Source organism: Paenibacillus plantarum (genome assembly GCF_013141695.1).
GTDB classification, from domain to species: Bacteria; Bacillota; Bacilli; order Paenibacillales; family NBRC-103111; genus Paenibacillus_E; species Paenibacillus_E plantarum.
In genome coordinates this window covers 838899-860426 of the sequence record NZ_WHNY01000075.1, presented here as the reverse complement: position 1 = coordinate 860426, position 21528 = coordinate 838899, and the positions used below count along the sequence as shown (strand labels likewise).

Here is a 21528-nt window from a genome sequence, read left to right as displayed (position 1 = left end):
TACGATAAACACCAATTAACTAACGGATAAACGATGTTGATTTGTATTTACCGGCTGTAAACGACTTGTCGCTCAATACAGATGAAGTGAAAATGATTATGCATAAAACGCCTTGAGTTGTTTTGTAAAGAAATCGAAGTAATCTCAGTCCATAAGTTAATAGTTTATTAGCTTTTCTAAGAGCTCTTTGAACTAACGGATAACGTTTGTTCAATACACAGCAATGGGAGGCTGCCGGTACGATCGGCGCTACTCCCGAAAGGTGCGGAGGTGTCGATTGGAATCGTAGGTTTACGGGATCGGAACAAGCACTTGCATATAAATGTTTACTTACAAGATGGCATCCTTTTAAATGAAAAGCTTGTAGAAGAGGGATACGCGGCCACTAGTTTGGATCTTCAAAATGATGGTTTAGCAAGCACACTCAATCCGTTACAGGCCGATGCCATACAGAAAAACAAGGGTCTCTGGGCAAGCAAGCAACTACTTCGCCTGCTTCATTACATAATATCAACATTTATACGACCGATGTTGTGGTCGTGACCGATGAAGGGGAATTATGGACATGGGGGCAGTTTTATGAAAAGCCAACTCGTATTCTTCAGGATGTCGTGGACGCGCAAGTGGATAGCGATGCTGGTATTGCTTTAAAGAAGGACGGTACAGTTTGGGTCTGGGGCTTCAACAATGCGGGACTATGGGGCATTGGAGAACAAAAATATGAAACAACAGTTCTCCCTAGACAGGTAGAGGGACTCCAGGACATCGTTTCTATTGCAATTCAGCATTCAAGTATTTTTGCGGTTGATCGCGAAGGTAGTGTATTCGCCTGGGGATCGAATTACAACGGTAGGCTTGGGCAAACGTACAAGATGAGCGAGATCATCTATAAGAAGCCTTATCAGACACCATGGGTAAATGTTCGATCTGTTAGTCCCGGATTTGAATTTACCGTGGTACTTAAGAATGACGGTACCGTGTGGCAAACACAACCAACTAAATCTGTTCTGAAACAGCTGAGTTCCCTAAAAGATATTATTGCGGTTTCAAACCATAATAACTTTGCAGTAGCTCTCCAAAATGACGGGACCGTATGGACATGGGGTGTTAAGAGCTTCTTCGGTGTTGGAAATTCCGAAAATCCTGAACCAAAACGTGTTGAAGGTCTTTCGAATATCATCCAGGTGGATGCGGGGCATGACCATGCTCAAGCAGTGGATCGAGACGGTAATCTGTTTTCGTGGGGTGATAACGAGTATGGACAACTCGGAAGCGTAGTCTTTGGGGATAGCATAGCACAACCTACACTGGTGCCTAACCTTCCCCCAGTCAAATTAGTGGAAGCAGGTAGAAGGCAATCCCTAATTCTCATGCAGGACGGAACTTTATGGGGAGTTGGGGCGAATGCCCACTATATTTTGAGCTCTCAAACTCTGAGAGATAGATATGAAAACAAAGTGTTATATCAAAACAAATTAACACAGATCAATCTCAATCTCAAATCATTACGCTAATGGAAGAAGGAAAGCTCAATAATCCAGACGAAAAGGCAACCGACTAAAAGCGGTTGCCTGTTCCAATGCTTTAAAGAATATTTAGAAAAAGGGCGATAAGATGAAAAGAAATAGTAAAAGATGGTTAATAATTATGCTCCACGATCGGCAGCCCTTTCTGACATATGTATAAAATACGGATTTTGTGAAGTAGTAAGCATTTGTGAAGCTGTACCGAAATTGTTCTTTCTGGAGCACCGCCTGCTAAAAGACCAACCGGATCCCAATCATTAATAACTTGGGTCTTCTGATATTGGTTATATGCTTTAATTCTCCCGCCCGTACAACAAAAAAGGAACAGCTGCCAGTCGTGACAATCTGCTCTCTTATTTTGAACTACTTATCCGTTAGCGCAATGAAAAGGAGTAGCTCGGATTATCTTCAAAGTTTAGCGTACGCGTCTCCTAAAGCAATAAAATTGTCGTCTAACCAAAAAATTGAAAAAGTTGGTCTAACAATTCTGCGAATGAAACGTTACTCACGTCCTTTCTGCTGCTCAAAGTTTCTTAAACTCTCGTGTCCCGTTAGCTGAGCGATAGTCCTAGTTTTTCAAATGGATGTTCAAATAGGTCTAGCTCGGTTTCTTTTACTTTGAAAAATGAAGCTACAATGAGAAATCGAATGCCTCTTGAAACAATTATGATTACCTTTCGATCATTTGATGGTTCACCTAATTTGTTATTTACATTAAAGGATTTCTTCATTATTTGCATCATCGAGCATAATTTCATCCAGAAAACGTGGTAATTCAATGTATCTAATATTAAAAAACAAGATATCTATATTTTTGTGGTTATATCCTTACTTTTGGGACTACGAATAAGAAGTTCTCCATGACTCACTCTGTATAACCAAAATTGAAAACTTCTGTTTTTAAACCTCATTGGTAAACCTAGCATTATCCCATCCCCTAGAGCATCCCCCTATAATTATAGAGAAAAGTCTGCAGTACCATTAATGTCAGCTGCCAAATTGAACTCTCGTTCTGCGTTAGCGTAGTAATGGATTAACAATAGTGAGTCACCTTCTAGATAGACACTTCGTCCCAAGAAAACAACGCAGCTGTTTATTTCGGGGATGGAACCTCCAAAGATTGGGTATGTTATGAAATAGCTATTAATCACCCGACTGTGCGAGCTTTGGCTCCACTGGATACCGGGATAAATTTTAGGGGGTTCTTTTTCATATGGCTATCTCTTTACAAGCAGGAGTACGCAAACAAGCAACAAAATCAGAAATTAAGCAACTGCGTTCCAAAGGAAAAATTCCCGCTGTCGTGTACGGTAAGAAAATGGCGACTACGGTCATAAGCGTCGATTTAAAAGAATTGCAGGTCGTTCTTCGGCAAAATCCTCATGCCATTATTGATTTGGCTATCTCCGGCAGTACAGTAAGTCAACCGGTCATGATTAATGAAATTCAGCGCAATCCGCTAAACCGCGAGTTGTCCCACATCGACTTCCATCAAATTAATATGGATGAGCCGATCAAAACGGTTGTTGCGCTGGAATTTATCGGTGATGCCGTAGGTGTGCATGATGGCGGGATTATTCAAATTCAGATGCACAACATCGAGATTCGCTGCATGCCGAGCCAAGTTCCGACTTCCATTCAAGTGGAAGTATCTAGCTTGGGGCTAGGTGACAACCTACATGTCAGTCAAATTGTAGTGCCCGCCGGCATTGAAATGAAATCCGACCCGAATGATATCGTCGTAACGATTCTGGTACCTCAGAAGGAAACGGAGACACCAGTGGCTGCGAACCATGAAGAGCGCGTGGGTGAAGCGGAGACGTCCAATGAGGCTGCAACAGTAGGCCAGCCTAGCTAAGCCAAGTTAGCACCGTGCAAAGAAGCCCTGCGCCATCGCGTGAAGGCTTCTTTCGCTAAGCCTAAATATGTAAACGGTTAACACCGTTTTAGTATGCCGACCGCGGCGATCTGCTCTCTGTTTCTAAGCTCACGTTTCGAGGGTTCGCTGGCAATGTCGATTTAATTTTTTAATTCATCAAGAGTTTCAAAAAGCAGATCGATTCTATCTTCATAATCATTAATGGCTTCTTTTATTTTAATTATCAGATCTTCTGGAATTCGGACATCCAGTAGTTGCAGTAAATATTTTGCTTCATGGCGCACTTCAAAATTTCCGCTAATTACAAAATCGACTAGTAACCCTAAATGGGATGAGTAATCAAATGGTCTCAAGGCAAACAACAGTGAGCCTCTGCTACCCAATGTCTTTGGGTCCTTGAGCAGTTCGATAATTGGTTCCAGAGCAGCTGGATTTCTAATGTCACTTAGAGGGCTATAGCAATTTCATTTCTAAGTATTTTGTTTTCAGTATTGTTTAAATGTTTTATTAACATAAATACCTTCTTCATTCTTGTAGCCACTTGCCTCAGAAATTGCTCCAGATGCTTCTTCTTGATTACCACTCATTAGAGCCCGTTCTAAACGTATAAGCTCCATTGCATGCCCTCACACTGTTGAATTATGTATTACATTTATTCTACCACTTATTGGAACTATCCTGTCCGTTAGCGCAACGAGGCTGCCGATCTATCCGGCAGCCTCGTATTGGTTACTTAAACCAATGGGTAATCAACTACAATAACATTTTCCAGTATACCATCCAGCGATTTAACAAATTCCTGATGAACAGGATGCGGACCATATGAACGCAGCGACTCAAGGTCTTCAAACGTTACCCGTAATCCGAGAGTATAACCCTTAATATTTTCCGTTTCTTCAGTTACGTTGATGCCTGCACTCATATCAAATATCCCGGGGATACGATCCCGAAACGTTAACAATTGATCCAGCAATTCCTGTTGCTTAATTGGCGTGACATTAGTATTGAACTTGAATACAACGAGATGTTCGTACATCGCTAAATTGCTCCTTTTATAAGCTTAATGTTGTGGTGCTATTGTTCTTACGTAAGCTCAACGAGGGACGAGAGTGCTTCCAGAAAGAGAGAAACATAAAGGTTTACCTTTATCCTTTGGTGTCCATCCCTGTTTCATCGCCTCGACAATGATAGTAGCCACATCCGATGGCTTTATGACCTTCATATTCAGTGACTTTACATTCGGACACTTAGTCGCTAAGAAAGCAATTGGAAAAAAGTTTGGAAAACGTCTAGCATCATCCGAAACAAATATCCCCCAAATAACTTCTTTATCCAAGGCTTCCCTCCGTTCTTGATTACCATATTGTAGCACATTATATTGCGTTAAACTGCCCTGTACTTTAAAAACAGGGAGAAGCTGCCGCGGCAATCTGCTCCCTGTTTACTGTGCTATAAGTTTATCCGATAGTTCAACGACGACCCAAAAAGTCATTCACTCATTTTTTCTAATTGATTTTGATTTTCTTAAACAGGAAGGAAGAAAACTGTTACGATTTTAAATAATAAAAAGATAGCTTTTTCAAATTTTTTTGCGGGGGTGCATTATGTATATATTCGAAAAAAATGCAGTGTCTTGTATGAAATGAACTCATCTGTTTGACGTTTATACTTTGACAATTAGAACAGTGCTTCATATTTCCACCTCTTTTTGTCATAGACAAAGCACAACATATATCTACTTTCAATTAAATTATAGGATGTTTTGTTTTATTTCAGAAGTTCGTCGAGAATGGGATCAAGTTCTTGTCATTGGCTCGTGACAAGAACTTGATCCCATAAAATAAAAAACGCGATTTACGTGGCAATTAATAAGATAATGTTCTTGTCACCCGACATTTACTAACCCCGGGTAATCCCTCGAAAAGTACTTTCACTCACTTCTACGTATAGTCGAATTCTTTCCAGCACTCGTATGCTCTATATTTAAGTCAATATGGACATCTCGGATCTCATTTTCATTTAACAACATCCCCTCCGATTGGGTGGTGATGGCCTTCCAATCTTGATAATGGTAACGGAATAAATCGTGTTCAAGATTATAGATATCCGTATTCCTTTTCATACCTGCCATGAATGACTTCCGGATTTCTTTTTCGATGTTCTCTGTCGACTTTTGGGTTAATTGTTGAAGCCCCAACAATTGATTATTGATTCGGCTGACAACATATCCTGTCGCTTTCATATCAATATTAAATTGAGGACGATCATCTATCTTGACCATCTTCAACTTAGTTTTGGGATTATCGACAACGATTTCAACCGATGGCTCCGTCTTACTCGGAACTGACACACCCGCCCGTACAGAACCCGATTGTATCCAGCGAAGTCCGATCAATTCCTCTACTGGAATATAGCTTTTGTAGACTTCACGTTTTAGGAATATCGCCCCATCGATCGTTAGTTTAGGTTCATTATTCTTTTTTTCCACCCAGCTTTTCTTGTTTACTGCTAGGGTCGGAATACATGAGGTAAAGCCATCTTCGTTCATCTGACCGATTAATCTATGAAGTTTGATGGGCTTAATAAAGGAGGTTTGGGAATAATTCCCTGTTGGTTCATGGAGAATGGTACTAAGTGGTGATTGTCCAAAAAAACCACCTGTGCTGAGAATTTCCTTTATTGATTCTCGCGTTCCATACACCCAGGGGGTCAATCGAAATTCATAATATCTAACAAAACTATCGTAAATATTACCAATACCTTGCTTGAACGCCTCTTCGCTAACCACAATAGCAGTCACATGACCCCAATAAATTTTTTCCTGCGCCGTTCTATAAAGATCAAAAAGGGACTCTTCGAAGGAGTCCCCTACTCCTTCACCCACCCAAATTTTTGAAGGCGACCTCTGTGTATCGCTTGTTTTGGCAACGGACTGAAAATCATTGAATTGGATATAACCGTGGTATTTCCCATCCTTGTAATCCACGCCTATGGTAGACGCATAATTTAACTTATCAATATCCTTGACATCAGTGGCGCAGCCCGACATCACCAATAATCCAAGCATCATCACAACTAGCTTCCATAGCCGCTTATGCTTCAACGCTTTCACCTTTTCCGTTTATTTAGCATAGCCGACGAAACTCGCGATCTCCGAAACGGATCAACGACGAACGCAGCTAGCCAGTCCTTCATTCGTAAGGAAGATATCGGCTCGAGATAAGACAATCCAAATGTCTCAAGTCGGCAGAGATAGATCAAAAGCAAGAACATGCTCAGAAAAAAGCCGTAAATGCCAAGGTAGGAAGAGAGTAGAAAAATAAAAATCCTGACCACGCTTACAGTGCCAGCCAATGATTGATTCACGAGACTAAACGCTGCCACTGTGGAAAGTGCTATAACTACAAGCAATGTCGGAGATGCAAGGCCAGCCCTGATGAGGGAGTCTCCTATTATTAGTCCTCCTACAATGCCGATCGTTTGTCCAACGGCCTTCGGCAATCGAACGCCTGCTTCCCGAAGCAATTCAAACTGAAATATCAGAAGTAACGCTTCAAGAAACGAAGGCAACGGAACCCCTTCACGTGAAAGGACTACCGTTGAAAGGAGAGCAAATGGTATCTGGTCTAGATTTACGCTTGCAATTGCGATCCAAAAGCCCGGCAAAAAAATACTGAGCATCAGCCCCAATATCCTGAGGACGCGTTGAAATATCACATAATGATAAGGGAAATGGACATCTTCAGGTGTCTTTAACAATTCAAGGAAGTTAGAAGGTCCGATGAGTACCATAGGTGACCCGTCTACCACAATCGTAAATCTTCCTCGAAGCAGCGTTTCAACGACGAAATCAGGCCGACCGATATAATCAATCAAGGGAAACAATGAAAAGGTTCGGTCCGATAACCATTGTTCCAACTGGCCACTGCTAACAATGCTTTCTGTTTGAAAGGTTTCCAATCGTTTACGTACTTCTGCAACCATTGCAGGGTTCGCTTTATGACTCAGATACAGTAGAGATACTTCGGTTTTGCTTAAACTTCCAATGACGAACTTTTCGCAGAATAACAATCCCGTTTGCAATCGTTTCCTTATTAGGGATATATTCGTAAACATGTCTTCTGTGAAAGCATCCTTCGCGCCTTTGATTGAGATTTCCGTATTGGATTCCTGTATCGCGCGTTGGGGGACCTTGGAAATATCCACCACCCAAAAGTAGGTATCACCTTTCCGATAAAGAATCAAACAGCCGGTAAACAAATTTATAACCATATCTCCGAACGTCCAGTTAATATCAAACAGAGGCATTTCATCCGAATACTTCGGAACATCCTCTAGATTAACCGATAAATGGTTTATATATTGACATACCCTAGTAAAGTACGAGTTCAATTCGGTTTTATCAATCATGCCTTCGCAGTAGAAAGCCGTCAATTGATCGGATACTTCTAATTGGGGAAGCGCTGGAAAAATGATGTCTGAATACTGTGCGAATGCTTCTTGCAGTTGACCTGTCAACAAGCTTCCACCCCTTAAGCAGGCGTCTTGCTCTGCGAATAGCCTCGATTCCTCAGGTGATTGATTCATTGCCTTTCCCCTTTCGTTGCGGAACATAAATGATCATAAAAAGAACCGCTGTTAAGGCAACTCCGAACCATAGCGAATAGGTGTAAAAGTAATCATGGATGATCTTTTGCATCCTGATGTCGCTGACCATGAACAGCGAAGGAAGTGACAAGACGGCAGCACTGAGTAGCAATACGACTTGTCGATTTTTTTGAGATAGGGCAGCAGCCAGTTCAGTAAGGAGATGGATTATTAAAGCTGTTCTCACAACACTTCCTGCCATCAACTGAAATGCGGCTAAAAAATCCACATGAGAGATTTGTCTGCCAAGCATCACTAGCCTCCATTGTTCAAAAGCGGGAAATCGCAAGTTTTCAGCTTGGTAAGGACCAAAGGCTGCTATGGATCCTATAGTTGGACCCATGATTAGCCCTATTAATATTGTCAGTAATACGAAAATGACGCCATAATTAAGCGGTTTGCTCATTTTATGCTGGATCAAGAGCAAAACCATCAAATCAATGCTTCCACCAAAAACGACCACACTTCCGGACAGGTCTGAGCCAAATCCTTCCTTCAGAAGGGGGTGTAGCATACCATAATCTTTACTGCTCATAGTCATCAGAGATACTCCGACACCTAACATCCATACGATAGGCAGTAACATTGAAGACATATAAACAATTGTTTTGAGTCCCGATTTAGCTGCGATGTAAGACAAAAAAATATAACTAAGAATGACAACGATATCAGGCGTTTTTGGAAGAAAATGAATGCTGATGTTTTTTGTCGTATCAAAGACGATCATCATCCCGGCAGCAACTAAATAAAGAGCGATGCAGCCACTTACAATTGATAATCCAATCATACCTACCCTGTCTTTAAGCCAAAGGTAAAACGATGCCATCCCCATTGATTTCAAAATAAAATACAGGATCAAGCTCCAACCAATTAAAGCTAGGTATGCGAGCAAAATACTAAACCATGCATCGCGTTTCGCAGCTTGGAGTAGATGAGGAATAATGAGCACATGATTAGAAATGCCAAGCGATAATAGCAACAAAAATACGATTTGCAGCCTAGAGAAGGAAACCTCCACTGCTGTCCCCCCTAGCGTAGTGACGTTTCAGTATTTGGTATACTTTCCCTAATTCCGCTTATTTATTCATCCTAATATAGTGCTTGTACTTAGTAGTCTCTTTGTTTGACGTAAGAATTTCAACTGTCTAGTCATGAAACGAACCAATAAAAAAGCAGAATGAAAACTCAGATTCTGAATTTTCATTCTGCTTTCTATTTTCAAGCCCCTTTTATAGACACATCATTAAAAATGTTAAGCTATTCACCCTTTAAAAAAGCGGCTTTCAGTAGAACTGTCATGTCCTCGATCTAACCACGTGATAAGCATTACTAATGAGCAGTCCGATAAATAAGTACATCAGGCCGCCAAAAAAACCATAAATAACAACACCTACTGTTGCGCTCAGTAAACCAAAAACCACTTGTTCCTTATTGGAGACTGGAGAGGTTGGTGGATCTGTCAGCATAAATAGGGCAAAGAACAGTGAAGCATTTATAAAAGGAGGTCGAAATGCATCGGCGGCTTCTCCGACATGTATGAACCCCAATAGGAGCAATAACAAAAAATACACACTAAGAAAGGAAAACACTTGTGGGAATTTGTTCACCCGATTGGTAACCATATAACCCCCTAGAAAAAGAAATCCAATTGTCCACACCGGAAGATCTCCAAATGCCCCCCACCAACTCTGTCCCGTTTGAAAAAACAGGATAGATAATAGAAGTCCAAAAGCGGCTGGATTAAATACCGGTTTCTTTTTATACACGAGTAGATGCTTAGATAAAATAGCCATGGCTGCAGTAATAGCCACAATATACCAGGAGGTTGCTGTGCTTAAAATTAAGGCAATAATAAGCCCTGTGATCACTGCACCATCCGGAAGCCACTTTTTTCTTTTGCCTTTGCCTAAACGAAAACAAATCAAATCAATCCCTACTGCTGTAACTATAGCAATAATTGAATTATAAATTCCTTTACTATCTGATGAGAATATCGCGGCAATAATTAGAATGCCCACCAAGGAAATGATGACATAGCTCTTTGGTTTTTTATGCCATGGATGGGTTGACACTCATATCCCTCCTACTCTTTCCACTTGTAACTTCGACGTAATCAAAATCCCCTTCAATTGCAAGTCGTTTATCAAACTTCTGCCTTGATCCAAGCCATATAAATATACGACAGTTGAGAAGACATCCGCCATCATCGCATATGGGGCCACAATACTGCAACTAATCAACTCATGGGGAGACTGTTTACTTTTCGGGATAATAATATGATGGATATCTTCTCTGACTTTACTTTTGCGCTCGTAACCGCCAGATGTACATACCGCTTCGTTCGATACTTCAATGGTATCTATGATGTGATCCTTGTACGCCGGATGCTGAATTCCGATGCGCCAAGCGTGGCCTGTTTCATCTACACCTCCAGCATAAAGGTCTCCACCAGCATTTATTATAAAACCAGGAAAATTTGATAATATCTGGGAGGCTAAATCAATAGCAAATCCTTTCGCAACCGCCCCTAAATCAATCAGCAGTGGCTTATGCAAGTACATCGTTCGGTCATGATCTCTTAAGACAATATCTCGAAAGGTCGCGTTATCTGCAGCTACGTTTGAATTAGTTTCTCCGGTTAGATAATGTCGATTGAAGCCATACGCTTCCATTGTTTTCCCGATTGTTGGGTCAAATATCCCCTGTGTCCATTCCGCCATTTCCAAAGCAAACTTCAATGGTTGAAATAACCAAGAGCTGATCTGAACATGAGTTCTAATCTGTTGAGAGGCTTTCATTAATTCACTATCCGAAGTGAAACGACTGCAAGCTAGTTCCACGTTTCGAAATGCAGCAAAAGCTTGCTCTATCAAAGGTTCAACCTTAGGCAATGAAAGAGAAGTAACGACCTTAATCTCTATAACAGTATCCATCATTAACTTGGACTTTTTCACAATGTGGATCATTATTCATTCCGCGCTTGCATAAGTGCGTCTTCAATTGCATCTTGGAATGCTTGTGTACTATACGTTGCTCCTGAAACATTCTGCACTTGAGCACTTTGCTTTTGTATAACTTCTTGAGGTAATCCAACAACATCGTTTTTGGAATAATGCATGGCAAAATGACTAATTTCCAAATCCGTTATTTTATCATTGGTAATGCTCACTTTAACCCCAATGGACCCGCGTCGATTACTCCCACTTCCATCGAAAGTGCCATTCTTATATTGACTTTTGATCTGACTGCTGACGGAATGAACATTGGTTTGTATGTGCTGCTGAGACTCCTGCAAAGTGGCTTGTGTTTCTGTTGTCAAATACCCAGCACTGTACATTACGCCTATAGCTGTAGTACAAAGTACTATCCACTTTTTATCCATTTTGGTCATATACATTCCTCCAACGTACACAAATAGTACTTACATACATACGACTTCAATTTTCAACTACTTGATTAATGATACATCAAGTAAATGAAATTAAACTGAAATCAGCTACGTATTGAATTCTATTTCGAATATACTCCCCTTCCCTTCTTCACTTGTAACATGAATGTAAGCACGATGATTACTTAAGATATCTGCGGCAATAGAAAGGCCTAATCCGGCTCCACCTAACTCACGTGAACGTGCTTTGTCCACTCTATAGAAACGCTCAAATATACGTTCGAGCTCATTCTTTGGAATGCCAATACCCGTATCAGCAATTTGCAACATGGGTCTACCGTTCTGTTTAACGCAATATGTGATCGTGACTTGTCCGCCAGGCGGTGTATACTTAATGGCATTATCAAGTAAGATATAAATGAGTTGTTTTAATTGATCTACGTTTCCCTGAATGAAGTTAAGTTCCTGATTGAGCGGTGGTATATCTACATTTAAAATAATCCCTTTCACAAGAGCCAGCGGTTCTATCGCTTGAATCATTTTATAGGAAACTTGCCCTAAATTAATCCTTTCCATTTTGATACTCAACGTTTTCGAATCGCTACGGGCCAAGGTTAGTAATGTCTCTACAAGCCGGATCATCCTTTTCACTTCATCCTGTAAACTATCCAGGATATGCTGTTCAAATTCTGGTAATGTATCCTTACACTCCTCTAATAGTTCTACGGAGGAATGAATAACACTCAGCGGTGTCCTTAGCTCATGGGATGCATTCGTTGTGAACTCAACCTGGCGATAATAGGATTTTTTGATAGGAACCATGGCTTTGCCCGCAAAAAAGTAGGCTAACCAGATGGCAATCAACAATAATACAATGGTAGAAATCAAGAGGATTAGCCTGATAGTATGCAAGAGTGCTACATTTGAGGATATATCAACGGCCATCCAATATACCCCGCCAGCGTCATTTAAGACTTGGGAACTTATTAGAAAGGTCTGTCTTGCCCCCCCTACTTCCACATAGAACCGTTCACCGCGCTCACTTTTCATCTCATTTCGTTGAGCCCAATTTAAGAGCTGATTGGACATTTCTGTGTAACGACTTGGAGAGATCTGAGTTTTCCCATCTGGACTCACCCAAACAATTGATTCGTCTGAAAGCAGGAAGATCCATTCGACATTCTTGGCTTCATGCTCCATAGTACGCTTTCCCTTAATTTGCTCCTCAATGCGATGCTCCCATTGCTGGGACATTTTATTCTTTAGATCTTCTAATTTCTGAATTTCATTGTGTTGAAGAGTTTCCTGTAGAATCAGATAAAAAAAAGCAGTTATGAGAATGATAACAACGCCAAGGATACTGCCGAAAAATATCGTCAGTTGCTTTCTTGTTCGTTCGAACATCATTTTCCCCCTTCTACAACCAAGCGGTAACCAAGTCCACGTACATTTTGTATAATTTTGTCGGAAAATGGGTCATCCAGTTTCTTACGCAGTAATTTTATGGTGGCATCGACAGTATTAAGTGTAATTTCAGCATCTATGCCCCATACACGGTCAATAAGCTGCTCTCGACTTAATATTTGTTTGGGATGTTGTGACATAAACGATAACAATTGAAATTCGCGGCGCGAAAGAGGAACCGACACTCCGTTTCGACTCACTTCATAGGTACTATGGTCAATGACAAGCGTATCTCCAAATTTTTTGGTATCCGCTTCCCAATTCGTTTCTTTTCTACGATATAAGGCATGAAGACGTGCAATCAATTCTTCGAAAGCAAATGGCTTCACCAAATAATCATCAGCTCCTGCATTTAATCCTTGAACACGGTCAGTAATGGAATCTCGTGCTGTTAGCATAAGGATCGGTGTCCGATTCTTCTTCTTTCGGATTTCTTTACATAACTCAATTCCGGTTTTATGAGGAATCATCCAGTCTAATATATAAATATCAAAAGTTGCTCTTTCAATGAATTCCAGTGCACTTTCCGCATTTAATGCCCATTCCACTTGGTATAGTTGTTTTTTAAGTTTATATTGAATCAGCTCGCCCAGCTTCACATCATCCTCAACCAGTAAGATATGCATTGCCCTCCACCACCTTCCTCAGATTTACTGTTATAGAAATGCATGAATCAAAAATAATACAGCAAATGCTAGTCCAGATCTTAAATGCCATTTCTTATCGAGTCTTCTGTAACGAAATAATCCCGAAATGGGGACCGGTAACAGGACAATTAGTGCAAGAAGCCCGCTAATGTTGTTAAAATCCCATTTAAAACCATACATAAAAACGGCAACCGCATGAAGAGTAATAAGCGCAATAGCCAGAATGGCAATGGATGTATGATATTTTTTAACAATACGAAGCAGCGTAACCAAACCTTTTTTCAGTAGAGCTAATTCTCCCCAAATACGCTGTTTAATGATAAAAGCTAATACATAATTCGCTAACACTACGAATAAGGCTATTCGGGCATTGGAGCCATAATTTTTGAATGTATGCTCAAAACGACGATTGTGCAATGTTGTTGATGGTAAATGAAAAAGACTCCAAAGCTGCCATATCACATAGATTGCGGCTACTGCCATCGCACCAAATAACCATTTGTGTTCTTTCTTAGGAATCCATGTTTGTTTTACTTCTTGTTTATGCTGAGAGCTCATCCTAACTCCTCCAATTCTTATTAATAGGTGTAATATACCCCATCTTTCTGAAAATGAAATGAAAAGCAACAAACCGAAACAATTCAGTAATAGACCCCGATTTATTACTGCCTTTTTTGCTGCAGTTATTTATTACTGCGTGTATACTCTTTCTTAAATCTCCTCTTTTTAACAAAATATTTCCCCCCTACAATATGCAATGTACTGAAAGAGAGAAAATGCTTCCCAACTATACCGGGAAGCATTTTCTCTTATTGTATTTCTATGAATAGGAAGATATCTGTCTGTAAAAAATGTCGAAAGATCATTTTCATCATCTGATCTAATCACGAATTCGATCTATGATCATTGCACAAGCTCTCTCTATTTCATTCTCAGTTGTATAGCGCCCAATTGAAAACCGCACAGTGCCAGCCGCAACCTCCGGAGATAATTTCATAGCCTTTAGTACAGGTGACATTTCGATACTTCCCGTATGGCAGGCTGAACCCGTGGTGGCAGCAATTTCAGGGATCTTTGCTAAAATCTCTTCCCCAATCATGCCAATAAAGCTAACGTTTAACGTATTTGGCAATCGCTTTTCTGGGTGCCCATTCCTAACAATGCGATCTTTAAATGCATCCGATAGCTTTTTCCAAAATAGGTTCGATAATGTCTGGATCTCCTGATGATCATTTCTTCTATGAGCGATATCTGCCGCCTTCCCAAGACCTACGATGAAAGGCACATTCTCGGTACCTGCTCTTCTGCCCACTTCATGACTGGCTCCGTGATTGTGTGGCGTAATCTCAGTTCCTTCTCTAATGATTAAGGCACCGACTCCTTTAGGAGCGTAGAGTTTATGACCTGCAACAGTAAGCAGATTCACATTCATTTCATCCCAATTAACTTCGATTTTCCCTAAAGATTGCGCTGCATCGGTATGTAGAATGATCCCTCTTCTACTCGTGATTTGAGCAATTTCCTGGAGAGGTTGGACCGTTCCTACTTCATTATTAGCATGCATAATAGACACGAGAATCGTATCCTTCGTTATTGCTGCAGTAAGATCTGAGAGATCCACCAACCCATATGCATCTACATCTAAATATGTAACCTTAGTTCCGATGGATTCAAGAAATACGCACGGGTTAAGGACAGAAGGATGCTCAACTTTTGTCGTAATGATATGATTCCCACGATGTCTATTGGCAAAATATGATCCCTTGATTGCGTGATTATTGGATTCACTTCCCCCACTGGTGAAGACGATTTCACTAGTTTTGCAATCTAGCAGCTTACCTATACGCTGTCTGGCAAGATCGATGGCCACTTTAATTTTCTCAGAAGCCCAATGGGATGAAGATGGATTACCATAATAACTCGTTAGAAATGGTAACATTTCCTCCAAAACTTCTGGATCAATCGGCGTGCTTGCATTATAGTCCAGATAAATGCGATCTTGTACTGTCTCATTTAGTCCTGTTGCCATTCTTACACTCCATTTATCCATCTAAGTTTACGAGTAATTTATTTTTTTACTTTCTACATCTACTTCTTTCAAATAATTCTTTACAGCTATTACCGCTTCATCTATCGTGTTTGCTCGAATCGTAATGATTTCTTGTTCGTATTTATGCATAGCGTGTTCATATCGCGGATCATAATAATGTTCCAATAAGAGGCTAACTGCCTTCTCATAATGATCTTCATGGAGAGCTGTTTCAATTTCTTTTGCGATTGGCGTGTGGATTCGGTTCTTAATACGGCTATAGGCTTTAAGCAACTCTACCTTGTTTTCCAATGGACGATACTCTTCAATGATATGTCGAGCACGTTCAAGAAGAGGCATTTCAATATAGAGTTGTACACCCGAATCTTTTTTGCTAACGATGAACTCAGGAATGACTGCTTTTCCAATTCGCTTGCTTTCTCCCTCAATCAGAAAATAAGATGAATCTTTCAATTGCATAAGTTTAGTGACGAGATGGGCTTCAAATGTCTTCTGATTGTTTGCTTGGAGGCCGACATGACCGAATATAGATCCCCGATGCCCGGCAAGCGCTTCTAAGTCCAGCACAGGATATCCATCATCTTGAAGACGTCTTAAAATAGCCGTTTTTCCTGCTCCTGTATTCCCAGAAATCACGCATATGCTAGGTTTGAAATCCATCTTCTCAAGCGTGGCAACGACCCATCTACGATAGGAACGAAAGCCTCCTGTTAAACGATAGGTTCTAATACCCATTAACGAAAGAACTGTCGCAGACGTATGACTTCGCATGCCACCACGCCAACAGAATACCGCTTTTTGTTCTTTGATTCCTTCAAATAACTTTACAAAAGTCGGCAATTTCGCTGAAATGATTTCAAGACCTCTATCTTTAGCAGCCTGTACACTTACTTGCTTATAAATGGTTCCAATTTCTGCACGCTCGTTATCATCAAAAAATGGAATGTTTATGCTTCCTGGAATCGTCGCGTCCTGAAACTCGGAAGGCGAACGGACGTCGATCATAACTAACTCTTTCTTGTCTCTAAGCGCTAACAATTCTTCTATAGTGATGTCTTGAAACAATGAATCTCGCCCCTTTAAAGTTTTCGTAAGAAAACTAGCATAGCAATAGCTTTTAGATGACCACAATACGTCCCGAATGTTCTTCTGTGATTTCACCGATCATACTTGCCTCGACTCCGCCTAATGTCAACTTAGTGAGCAAATCATCAGCCTGGGCTCCAGCCACGGAAATTAGAAGACCTCCAGATGTCACGGCATCGCATAAGATCCATTGACCGATCTGATCTAATGTGTCCGGGAAAGTAACTGAGTTCTGTACATGAGCGAAATTATTTTTTGTGCCACCAGGAACAAAACCTTCTTCAGCCAATTCCCTAACTCTCGGTAATAAAGGCACGTCATTTGCGATAAGGCGGATGCCAACTCCACTACCTTTTGCCATTTCAAGAGAATGTCCGATCAAGCCAAAACCAGTAACATCTGTGCAAGCATGAACTTCAAAGGGTTCCATCGTTTCTGCTGCCGTTTTATTCAATGTAGCCATGACCTGTGTTACTCGCTTTATTTCCTGTTCATTTAACCTATCCTTCTTAATTGAAGTGGTCAAAATCCCTACACCAATTGGCTTCGTCAGAATCAATTTATCTCCTGGAATCGCCCCCGCATTGGTGCGTATCTTCTGAGGATGTACCAACCCAGTAACAGCAAGGCCGAACTTAGGCTCGTTATCGTCAATGGAATGTCCACCAACCAGTGTAATGCCTGCTTCCTTCATTTTGTCGCCGGCGCCACGTAATATGTCAGCGAGCACATCCTTGTCCAATGTACGAATCGGAAATGCTACAATATTTAGAGCGGTAAGCGGCTTGCCACCCATCGCATAAATGTCACTAATCGCATTAGCTGCAGCTACTTGCCCGAACGAATAGGGATCATCCACGATTGGGGTGAAAAAGTCTACCGTTTGCACTAGCGCAAGCTCTTCGCTCAATTTATAAACTCCAGCATCATCACTGGTGTCAATGCCTACAAGAAGGTTGGGATTTGGAAGCGCTGGAGGTAATTTCTTAATCACCTCTGAAAGATCTGCAGGACCTATTTTACAGCCGCACCCACCCTTGGTTGAATAGGATGTAAGCTTAATTTTATCAGATGTCGACAATGTACCTCTTCCTTTCTTTATTCAGCAGTAAATAGGATTGTTTTATTATGATACCATCATAACCGATTTACCTGATCATAAACACCTTCGAATGGAGCGATCGCTCTCAGACGCTTTTATCTAGCAGTGCAACTGCCAGATCTCGTTTTGTGCCGCGGTATATCGCTGATATACATAAAAAAGCTTAACTCAGTTAAGAGTTAAGCTTTTAAACGTGCACTAAGGAGCGTACGGTGTATCACTTAAGCCAGGTTAGGCTTTTTTACAGAGTGGCTAAATTCTTAAAATCCTGAATAGATTGAGCAAACTCCCTCCATCTTTCAGGAATACCCTCCCTATTGTCGCAATAAATAAACTGTAAATAACGTGACAAGCTCGTTACTTCCCCTTCCACAAGAACCTCGCGTATCTCAGAAGGTTTTGAAGGCACATCATGGTCCCGCGCAATCTCGAATTGGTCAAGTGTAACAAACATCTGCAAACTTTTCTTATAGGCACAACGATTTGGATACCGCGGTGAGCTTCCTGAATCATACTTAGATAATTTAATATCATCATAGAACTCATCAAGCAACGCATGCGCATCCAATTGAAGAATGGCAAATGCTTCATCAGGTTCTCTTCTCGCATACATCTCCAGCATTTTTTGACAATCTCTTGGTGTCGGCCAAAAAAATACGTGCTGATCCAGATAGCTATGAAATTGCTGATGAGTTATGGTCTCACTCATGACTTGGTCTGCAATTCGTAAATGAGCATTGGCAACAAATACATGTCCATCTAAATGAATTTCTCGCCTCACTAACCGTCTCTCATTCGATAAAGCAGGGTCAACCTTATGACAGGAATACAAAGCATCTAGATGCGCAATGGAGGGCAAGTTCCGTACTCTCGTAAAATGAAAGAATGACTTCCTTTTTTTACTGTTCGTTATTTTATCTACGATTTCATTTCTCATATGGATGAGCTTTCTTCTTTTTTAATCGTACCGATATAAGAAAACACCAGATCAATAAATCCACTAGCTGCTTGACCCAAATACCTATCTTTATGATAAACAATCACGACTTCACGGCTGAGCTTAGGGTTTACGATTGGTATGATAACCAAGTCCTCATAGTGGTACATGTCAATTAATGTTTTTGAAAGCACAGTTGATCCAATGCCAGATCGAACTAAAGAAAATAAAGAATCTACCGTGGTCGTTTCAATAAAAGGTTTTAATTCCAATCCTTCAATTTGGCATGTGGAATCAATCAGTTGCCTGCATCTATGTGTTTCTGGAAACATCACAATCGGGGTTGTTACTAATTCTTCAAAATCAATTGAAGTGTGACTGGCCAAAGGATGATTGGCGGTAGTCACGAAATAAAAGGATTCACGATAGAGAGATTTAACCGCCAATTTATCATGTTCTACAGGTAGAATTGAGATGGCAAAGTCAAGTTCATTATGCAAAACCCGTTCAACGACATCTTCATTAGCAATCAACTTGATATGAATGTTGGGATATTTGCGGTGGTAGTTGATTAATTGGGATGAAACGAGTTCATTTAATTCACCTGGCAATGCGCCGATCGAAAGCGTGCCACGCTCTACTTTCTGCAGCTCTTGAATTTGTTCGCGTGCGCTAGTCAAGGATCCTATAGTAATATGGGATTGCTGGTACAAAATCATACCGGCTTCTGTGATCATCGTCTTCTTACCTATTCGGTCAAACAAACGAACGCCTAGTTCGTTCTCAAGCGCCTTAATTTGATGACTTAATGTTGGCTGTGTAATCCCAAGCTTTTCTGCAGCCCGAGTGAAATGGAGTTCTTCACACGTCGTCATGAAATATTCTAATTGTCTCAATTCCATGATCTATTTCACCTCACTATCCTTTCAACAATTTGCCGTTAAACAGCATGTTCAGCGTTCGAATAAACAGAATGATCAGAACGACACTAAGCAAAGCCAGAATGACCGCGGCAATGGTAATGAGTAGCCAAGAATGTACGAACATCGCATACTTCAAAGCAGCATTGCTAAGCGCAGCCATCGGGAAACTTACCGCCCACCAAGAAGCACCGAATGGTACTGACTTTTTGAACACTTTAAAGAACATGACAACAAATAAAAATAGGCCAAAGTAAAACAATATCGCTGAAAAACCATCTATTCGTTGCATAACATTCGTATAGCCAAGAAAGCCTACCTCAAATGGCGCAGTCATGATCATCATTGAAGGCATTAATCCAACTGGCAAAGGTTCCTTATGAACCAATCTGGACACGATCATGATGAAGAAAACCAATGCAATAATTCCACCAATCGCTAAGCACAGCAGATTGACTTCATGCGCCCATGTAAACGGCATCGTTCCGCCAGCGACGGCCACATCAAGTGTAGCGACCCCAGGAATAAGCAATGGTGGAACAGCATTTCCAGGCTCTTGATTCCCATTAAACAATCGTGAAACGAAAACAAAACTAAGCAGTAACGTGGTCGCTGTACCGATGATCCAGGCAGCTTGACCTAATGCTTGACTGTAAGTTCCTATTACGGTAGAAAGCAATAGAATCGAAATCGTGATTGTACCGAAAAAGTTCCCTATAATAGGATGCCTAAATTCGCTAACTACATTCTGAGGGTAGCGAATCCACTTATAAATATAACCTATACTTAACGCGATAAACATGATGATCGCAACAATTCCAATCAGATCCGCGATGGCTGGAGAAGTGCCAAATAGCTTGCTCGCTTGTCCCCAAGCTGAAGACAATCCTGAAATACCCATTACAGAAGCGAATAAATTGACTGGCAAGAACTGAACGGAACCGAAAGTTCTTCTATGGTTCTGTATGGGGGAAGCCATTGTATTCATAGTAAGTCACCTCTATATTCATATTTGTGTAGAGCCGCGGCACTCGCTATGACTGCCTTCCTGCATGCAAGGAACATCCTTATCTTACCCTTGTAACAGGAAGTGATCAATGTTGTTGTTTCTATTGTTCCTATAGATAGGATGACTAGATTGAAAACAAAAAATCCGCCAATTTAGCGGATTCTAATCGAACTAATTGATCTATATGCTTCATCCATGCAGCTTCTCCAGCCCTAAATGAAATCAAATCGATGAAATAACGAATTTCGATCAGGGTAATTATAACGAATCGGCAAATCATGTTTGGTTATCGCGACCAACCCATTTTTCTCGAAAAAGTGTTGTGACCTCTTTGCAATTGCAGGCGTGTCCAAGAAAATGGTTGTTGCTCCTTGCTGCCTTGCATACTCAAGAATTACGTCCAACAATTCTTGTCCAAAAGAGAGTTCCTTCCCCCGATTTTCGATATATATATAAAACTTTTTAATAGGAAAGATATCATGCGCATTCGCCTGCTCTACGGTGTTTCCCCATTTATTCTCTTTCAAGGCAATGAACTCATGATGATGAAAAGATAATATGAGCTCAACAATTTCCTCATCATAACGATCTTTTAATACCCTTAAACTACTCATTTTACTTACCCTCATCCGTTCAATATGTATTCAATATCCAACGCTCCGAGTGGCTTACTGGCTATTTAAACGCTTCACTAATTTGCTCAGCCATACCAACCGTTTGATCACTAGCATGAATCCCTTCCAAAATAACTGAAAATTTCTCGCAGCTTAAGCGAGCGACAGTGCCTCAATCGTGATAAACTAATGATAATAAGTTCATACGAGTTTTAAAACGACAAAGACACACAATCCTCATCATAACTACTTTTACTCA

The 21528-nt window shown here is 40.8% G+C and carries 23 protein-coding genes; 3 read left to right on the top strand and 20 right to left on the bottom strand.

The window, feature by feature from the left end; all coding sequences use genetic code 11:
* Positions 1-270 precede the first annotated feature (270 nt).
* From GC096_RS32170 to GC096_RS32160, 3 genes are all read left to right on the top strand, one after another.
* Positions 271-543, top strand: a complete 273-nt coding sequence (locus tag GC096_RS32170) for a thermonuclease family protein (RefSeq protein ID WP_171636089.1) — start codon at positions 271-273, stop codon at positions 541-543.
* Positions 540-1514 (top strand): RCC1 domain-containing protein, encoded by a 975-nt coding sequence (locus GC096_RS39195; RefSeq protein WP_171636087.1) that lies wholly within the window; start codon positions 540-542, stop codon positions 1512-1514. The genes GC096_RS32170 and GC096_RS39195 overlap by 4 nt, the downstream gene beginning before the upstream one ends.
* Before the next feature lie 1225 nt (positions 1515-2739).
* Complete coding sequence (locus GC096_RS32160) at positions 2740-3384, top strand: 50S ribosomal protein L25 (protein ID WP_171636085.1); 645 nt, start codon at positions 2740-2742, stop codon at positions 3382-3384.
* Positions 3385-3545: 161 nt separating this feature from the next.
* Here GC096_RS32160 and GC096_RS32155 read toward each other — a convergent pair whose 3' ends face one another.
* The 20 genes from GC096_RS32155 to GC096_RS32065 form a co-directional block, all read right to left on the bottom strand.
* On the bottom strand, positions 3546-3767 hold the full coding sequence (locus GC096_RS32155; protein ID WP_171636083.1) for a hypothetical protein: 222 nt from the start codon (positions 3765-3767) through the stop codon (positions 3546-3548).
* Positions 3768-3890: 123 nt separating this feature from the next.
* Complete coding sequence (locus GC096_RS39190; RefSeq protein WP_281366846.1) at positions 3891-4022, bottom strand: hypothetical protein; 132 nt, start codon at positions 4020-4022, stop codon at positions 3891-3893.
* Between the two features lie 116 nt (positions 4023-4138).
* Positions 4139-4441, bottom strand: coding sequence for a Dabb family protein (locus GC096_RS32150; RefSeq protein WP_171636081.1), 303 nt, complete (start codon positions 4439-4441; stop codon positions 4139-4141).
* Between the two features lie 57 nt (positions 4442-4498).
* On the bottom strand, positions 4499-4741 hold the full coding sequence (locus GC096_RS32145; protein ID WP_171636079.1) for a hypothetical protein: 243 nt from the start codon (positions 4739-4741) through the stop codon (positions 4499-4501).
* Positions 4742-5335: 594 nt separating this feature from the next.
* Positions 5336-6508: a Ger(x)C family spore germination protein gene (locus tag GC096_RS32140; RefSeq protein ID WP_171636078.1), complete on the bottom strand. Its 1173-nt coding sequence runs from the start codon at positions 6506-6508 to the stop codon at positions 5336-5338.
* A 5-nt stretch (positions 6509-6513) separates the two neighbouring features.
* Positions 6514-7992: a spore germination protein gene (locus GC096_RS32135; protein ID WP_171636076.1), complete on the bottom strand. Its 1479-nt coding sequence runs from the start codon at positions 7990-7992 to the stop codon at positions 6514-6516.
* On the bottom strand, positions 7976-9070 hold the full coding sequence (locus GC096_RS32130) for an endospore germination permease (protein ID WP_171636074.1): 1095 nt from the start codon (positions 9068-9070) through the stop codon (positions 7976-7978). Before GC096_RS32130 ends, GC096_RS32135 begins: the two co-directional genes overlap by 17 nt.
* A 277-nt stretch (positions 9071-9347) precedes the next feature.
* Positions 9348-10124 (bottom strand): RnfABCDGE type electron transport complex subunit D, encoded by a 777-nt coding sequence (locus tag GC096_RS32125; RefSeq protein ID WP_171636072.1) that lies wholly within the window; start codon positions 10122-10124, stop codon positions 9348-9350.
* Positions 10125-10988 (bottom strand): FAD:protein FMN transferase, encoded by an 864-nt coding sequence (locus GC096_RS32120; protein WP_246303075.1) that lies wholly within the window; start codon positions 10986-10988, stop codon positions 10125-10127.
* 29 nt (positions 10989-11017) lie between these two features.
* On the bottom strand, positions 11018-11443 hold the full coding sequence (locus tag GC096_RS32115) for an FMN-binding protein (protein ID WP_171636070.1): 426 nt from the start codon (positions 11441-11443) through the stop codon (positions 11018-11020).
* Positions 11444-11548: 105 nt separating this feature from the next.
* Positions 11549-12847: a sensor histidine kinase gene (locus GC096_RS32110; protein ID WP_171636068.1), complete on the bottom strand. Its 1299-nt coding sequence runs from the start codon at positions 12845-12847 to the stop codon at positions 11549-11551.
* Positions 12844-13530 carry a response regulator transcription factor gene (locus GC096_RS32105; RefSeq protein WP_171636066.1) on the bottom strand — a complete coding sequence of 229 codons (687 nt, stop codon included), beginning with the start codon at positions 13528-13530 and terminating at the stop codon, positions 12844-12846. Before GC096_RS32105 ends, GC096_RS32110 begins: the two co-directional genes overlap by 4 nt.
* Before the next feature lie 30 nt (positions 13531-13560).
* Positions 13561-14109 carry a hypothetical protein gene (locus GC096_RS32100; RefSeq protein WP_171636064.1) on the bottom strand — a complete coding sequence of 183 codons (549 nt, stop codon included), beginning with the start codon at positions 14107-14109 and terminating at the stop codon, positions 13561-13563.
* A 322-nt stretch (positions 14110-14431) separates the two neighbouring features.
* Positions 14432-15580 carry a cysteine desulfurase family protein gene (locus tag GC096_RS32095; protein ID WP_171636062.1) on the bottom strand — a complete coding sequence of 383 codons (1149 nt, stop codon included), beginning with the start codon at positions 15578-15580 and terminating at the stop codon, positions 14432-14434.
* A 27-nt stretch (positions 15581-15607) separates the two neighbouring features.
* Complete coding sequence (mnmH, locus tag GC096_RS32090) at positions 15608-16666, bottom strand: tRNA 2-selenouridine(34) synthase MnmH (RefSeq protein WP_171636060.1); 1059 nt, start codon at positions 16664-16666, stop codon at positions 15608-15610.
* Positions 16667-16718: 52 nt separating this feature from the next.
* Positions 16719-17768, bottom strand: a complete 1050-nt coding sequence (gene selD / locus GC096_RS32085; RefSeq protein WP_171636058.1) for a selenide, water dikinase SelD — start codon at positions 17766-17768, stop codon at positions 16719-16721.
* 262 nt (positions 17769-18030) lie between these two features.
* Positions 18031-18726, bottom strand: a complete 696-nt coding sequence (locus GC096_RS32080; protein WP_376769538.1) for a DUF7002 family protein — start codon at positions 18724-18726, stop codon at positions 18031-18033.
* Complete coding sequence (locus tag GC096_RS32075; protein ID WP_171636054.1) at positions 18723-19628, bottom strand: LysR family transcriptional regulator; 906 nt, start codon at positions 19626-19628, stop codon at positions 18723-18725. Before GC096_RS32075 ends, GC096_RS32080 begins: the two co-directional genes overlap by 4 nt.
* Before the next feature lie 16 nt (positions 19629-19644).
* Positions 19645-20634, bottom strand: a complete 990-nt coding sequence (locus tag GC096_RS32070) for an SLAC1 anion channel family protein (RefSeq protein WP_171636052.1) — start codon at positions 20632-20634, stop codon at positions 19645-19647.
* A gap of 233 nt (positions 20635-20867) precedes the next feature.
* A complete protein-coding gene (locus tag GC096_RS32065; RefSeq protein WP_171636050.1) occupies positions 20868-21269 on the bottom strand; it encodes a GNAT family N-acetyltransferase in 402 nt (133 codons plus the stop codon).
* Positions 21270-21528: the final 259 nt, after the last annotated feature.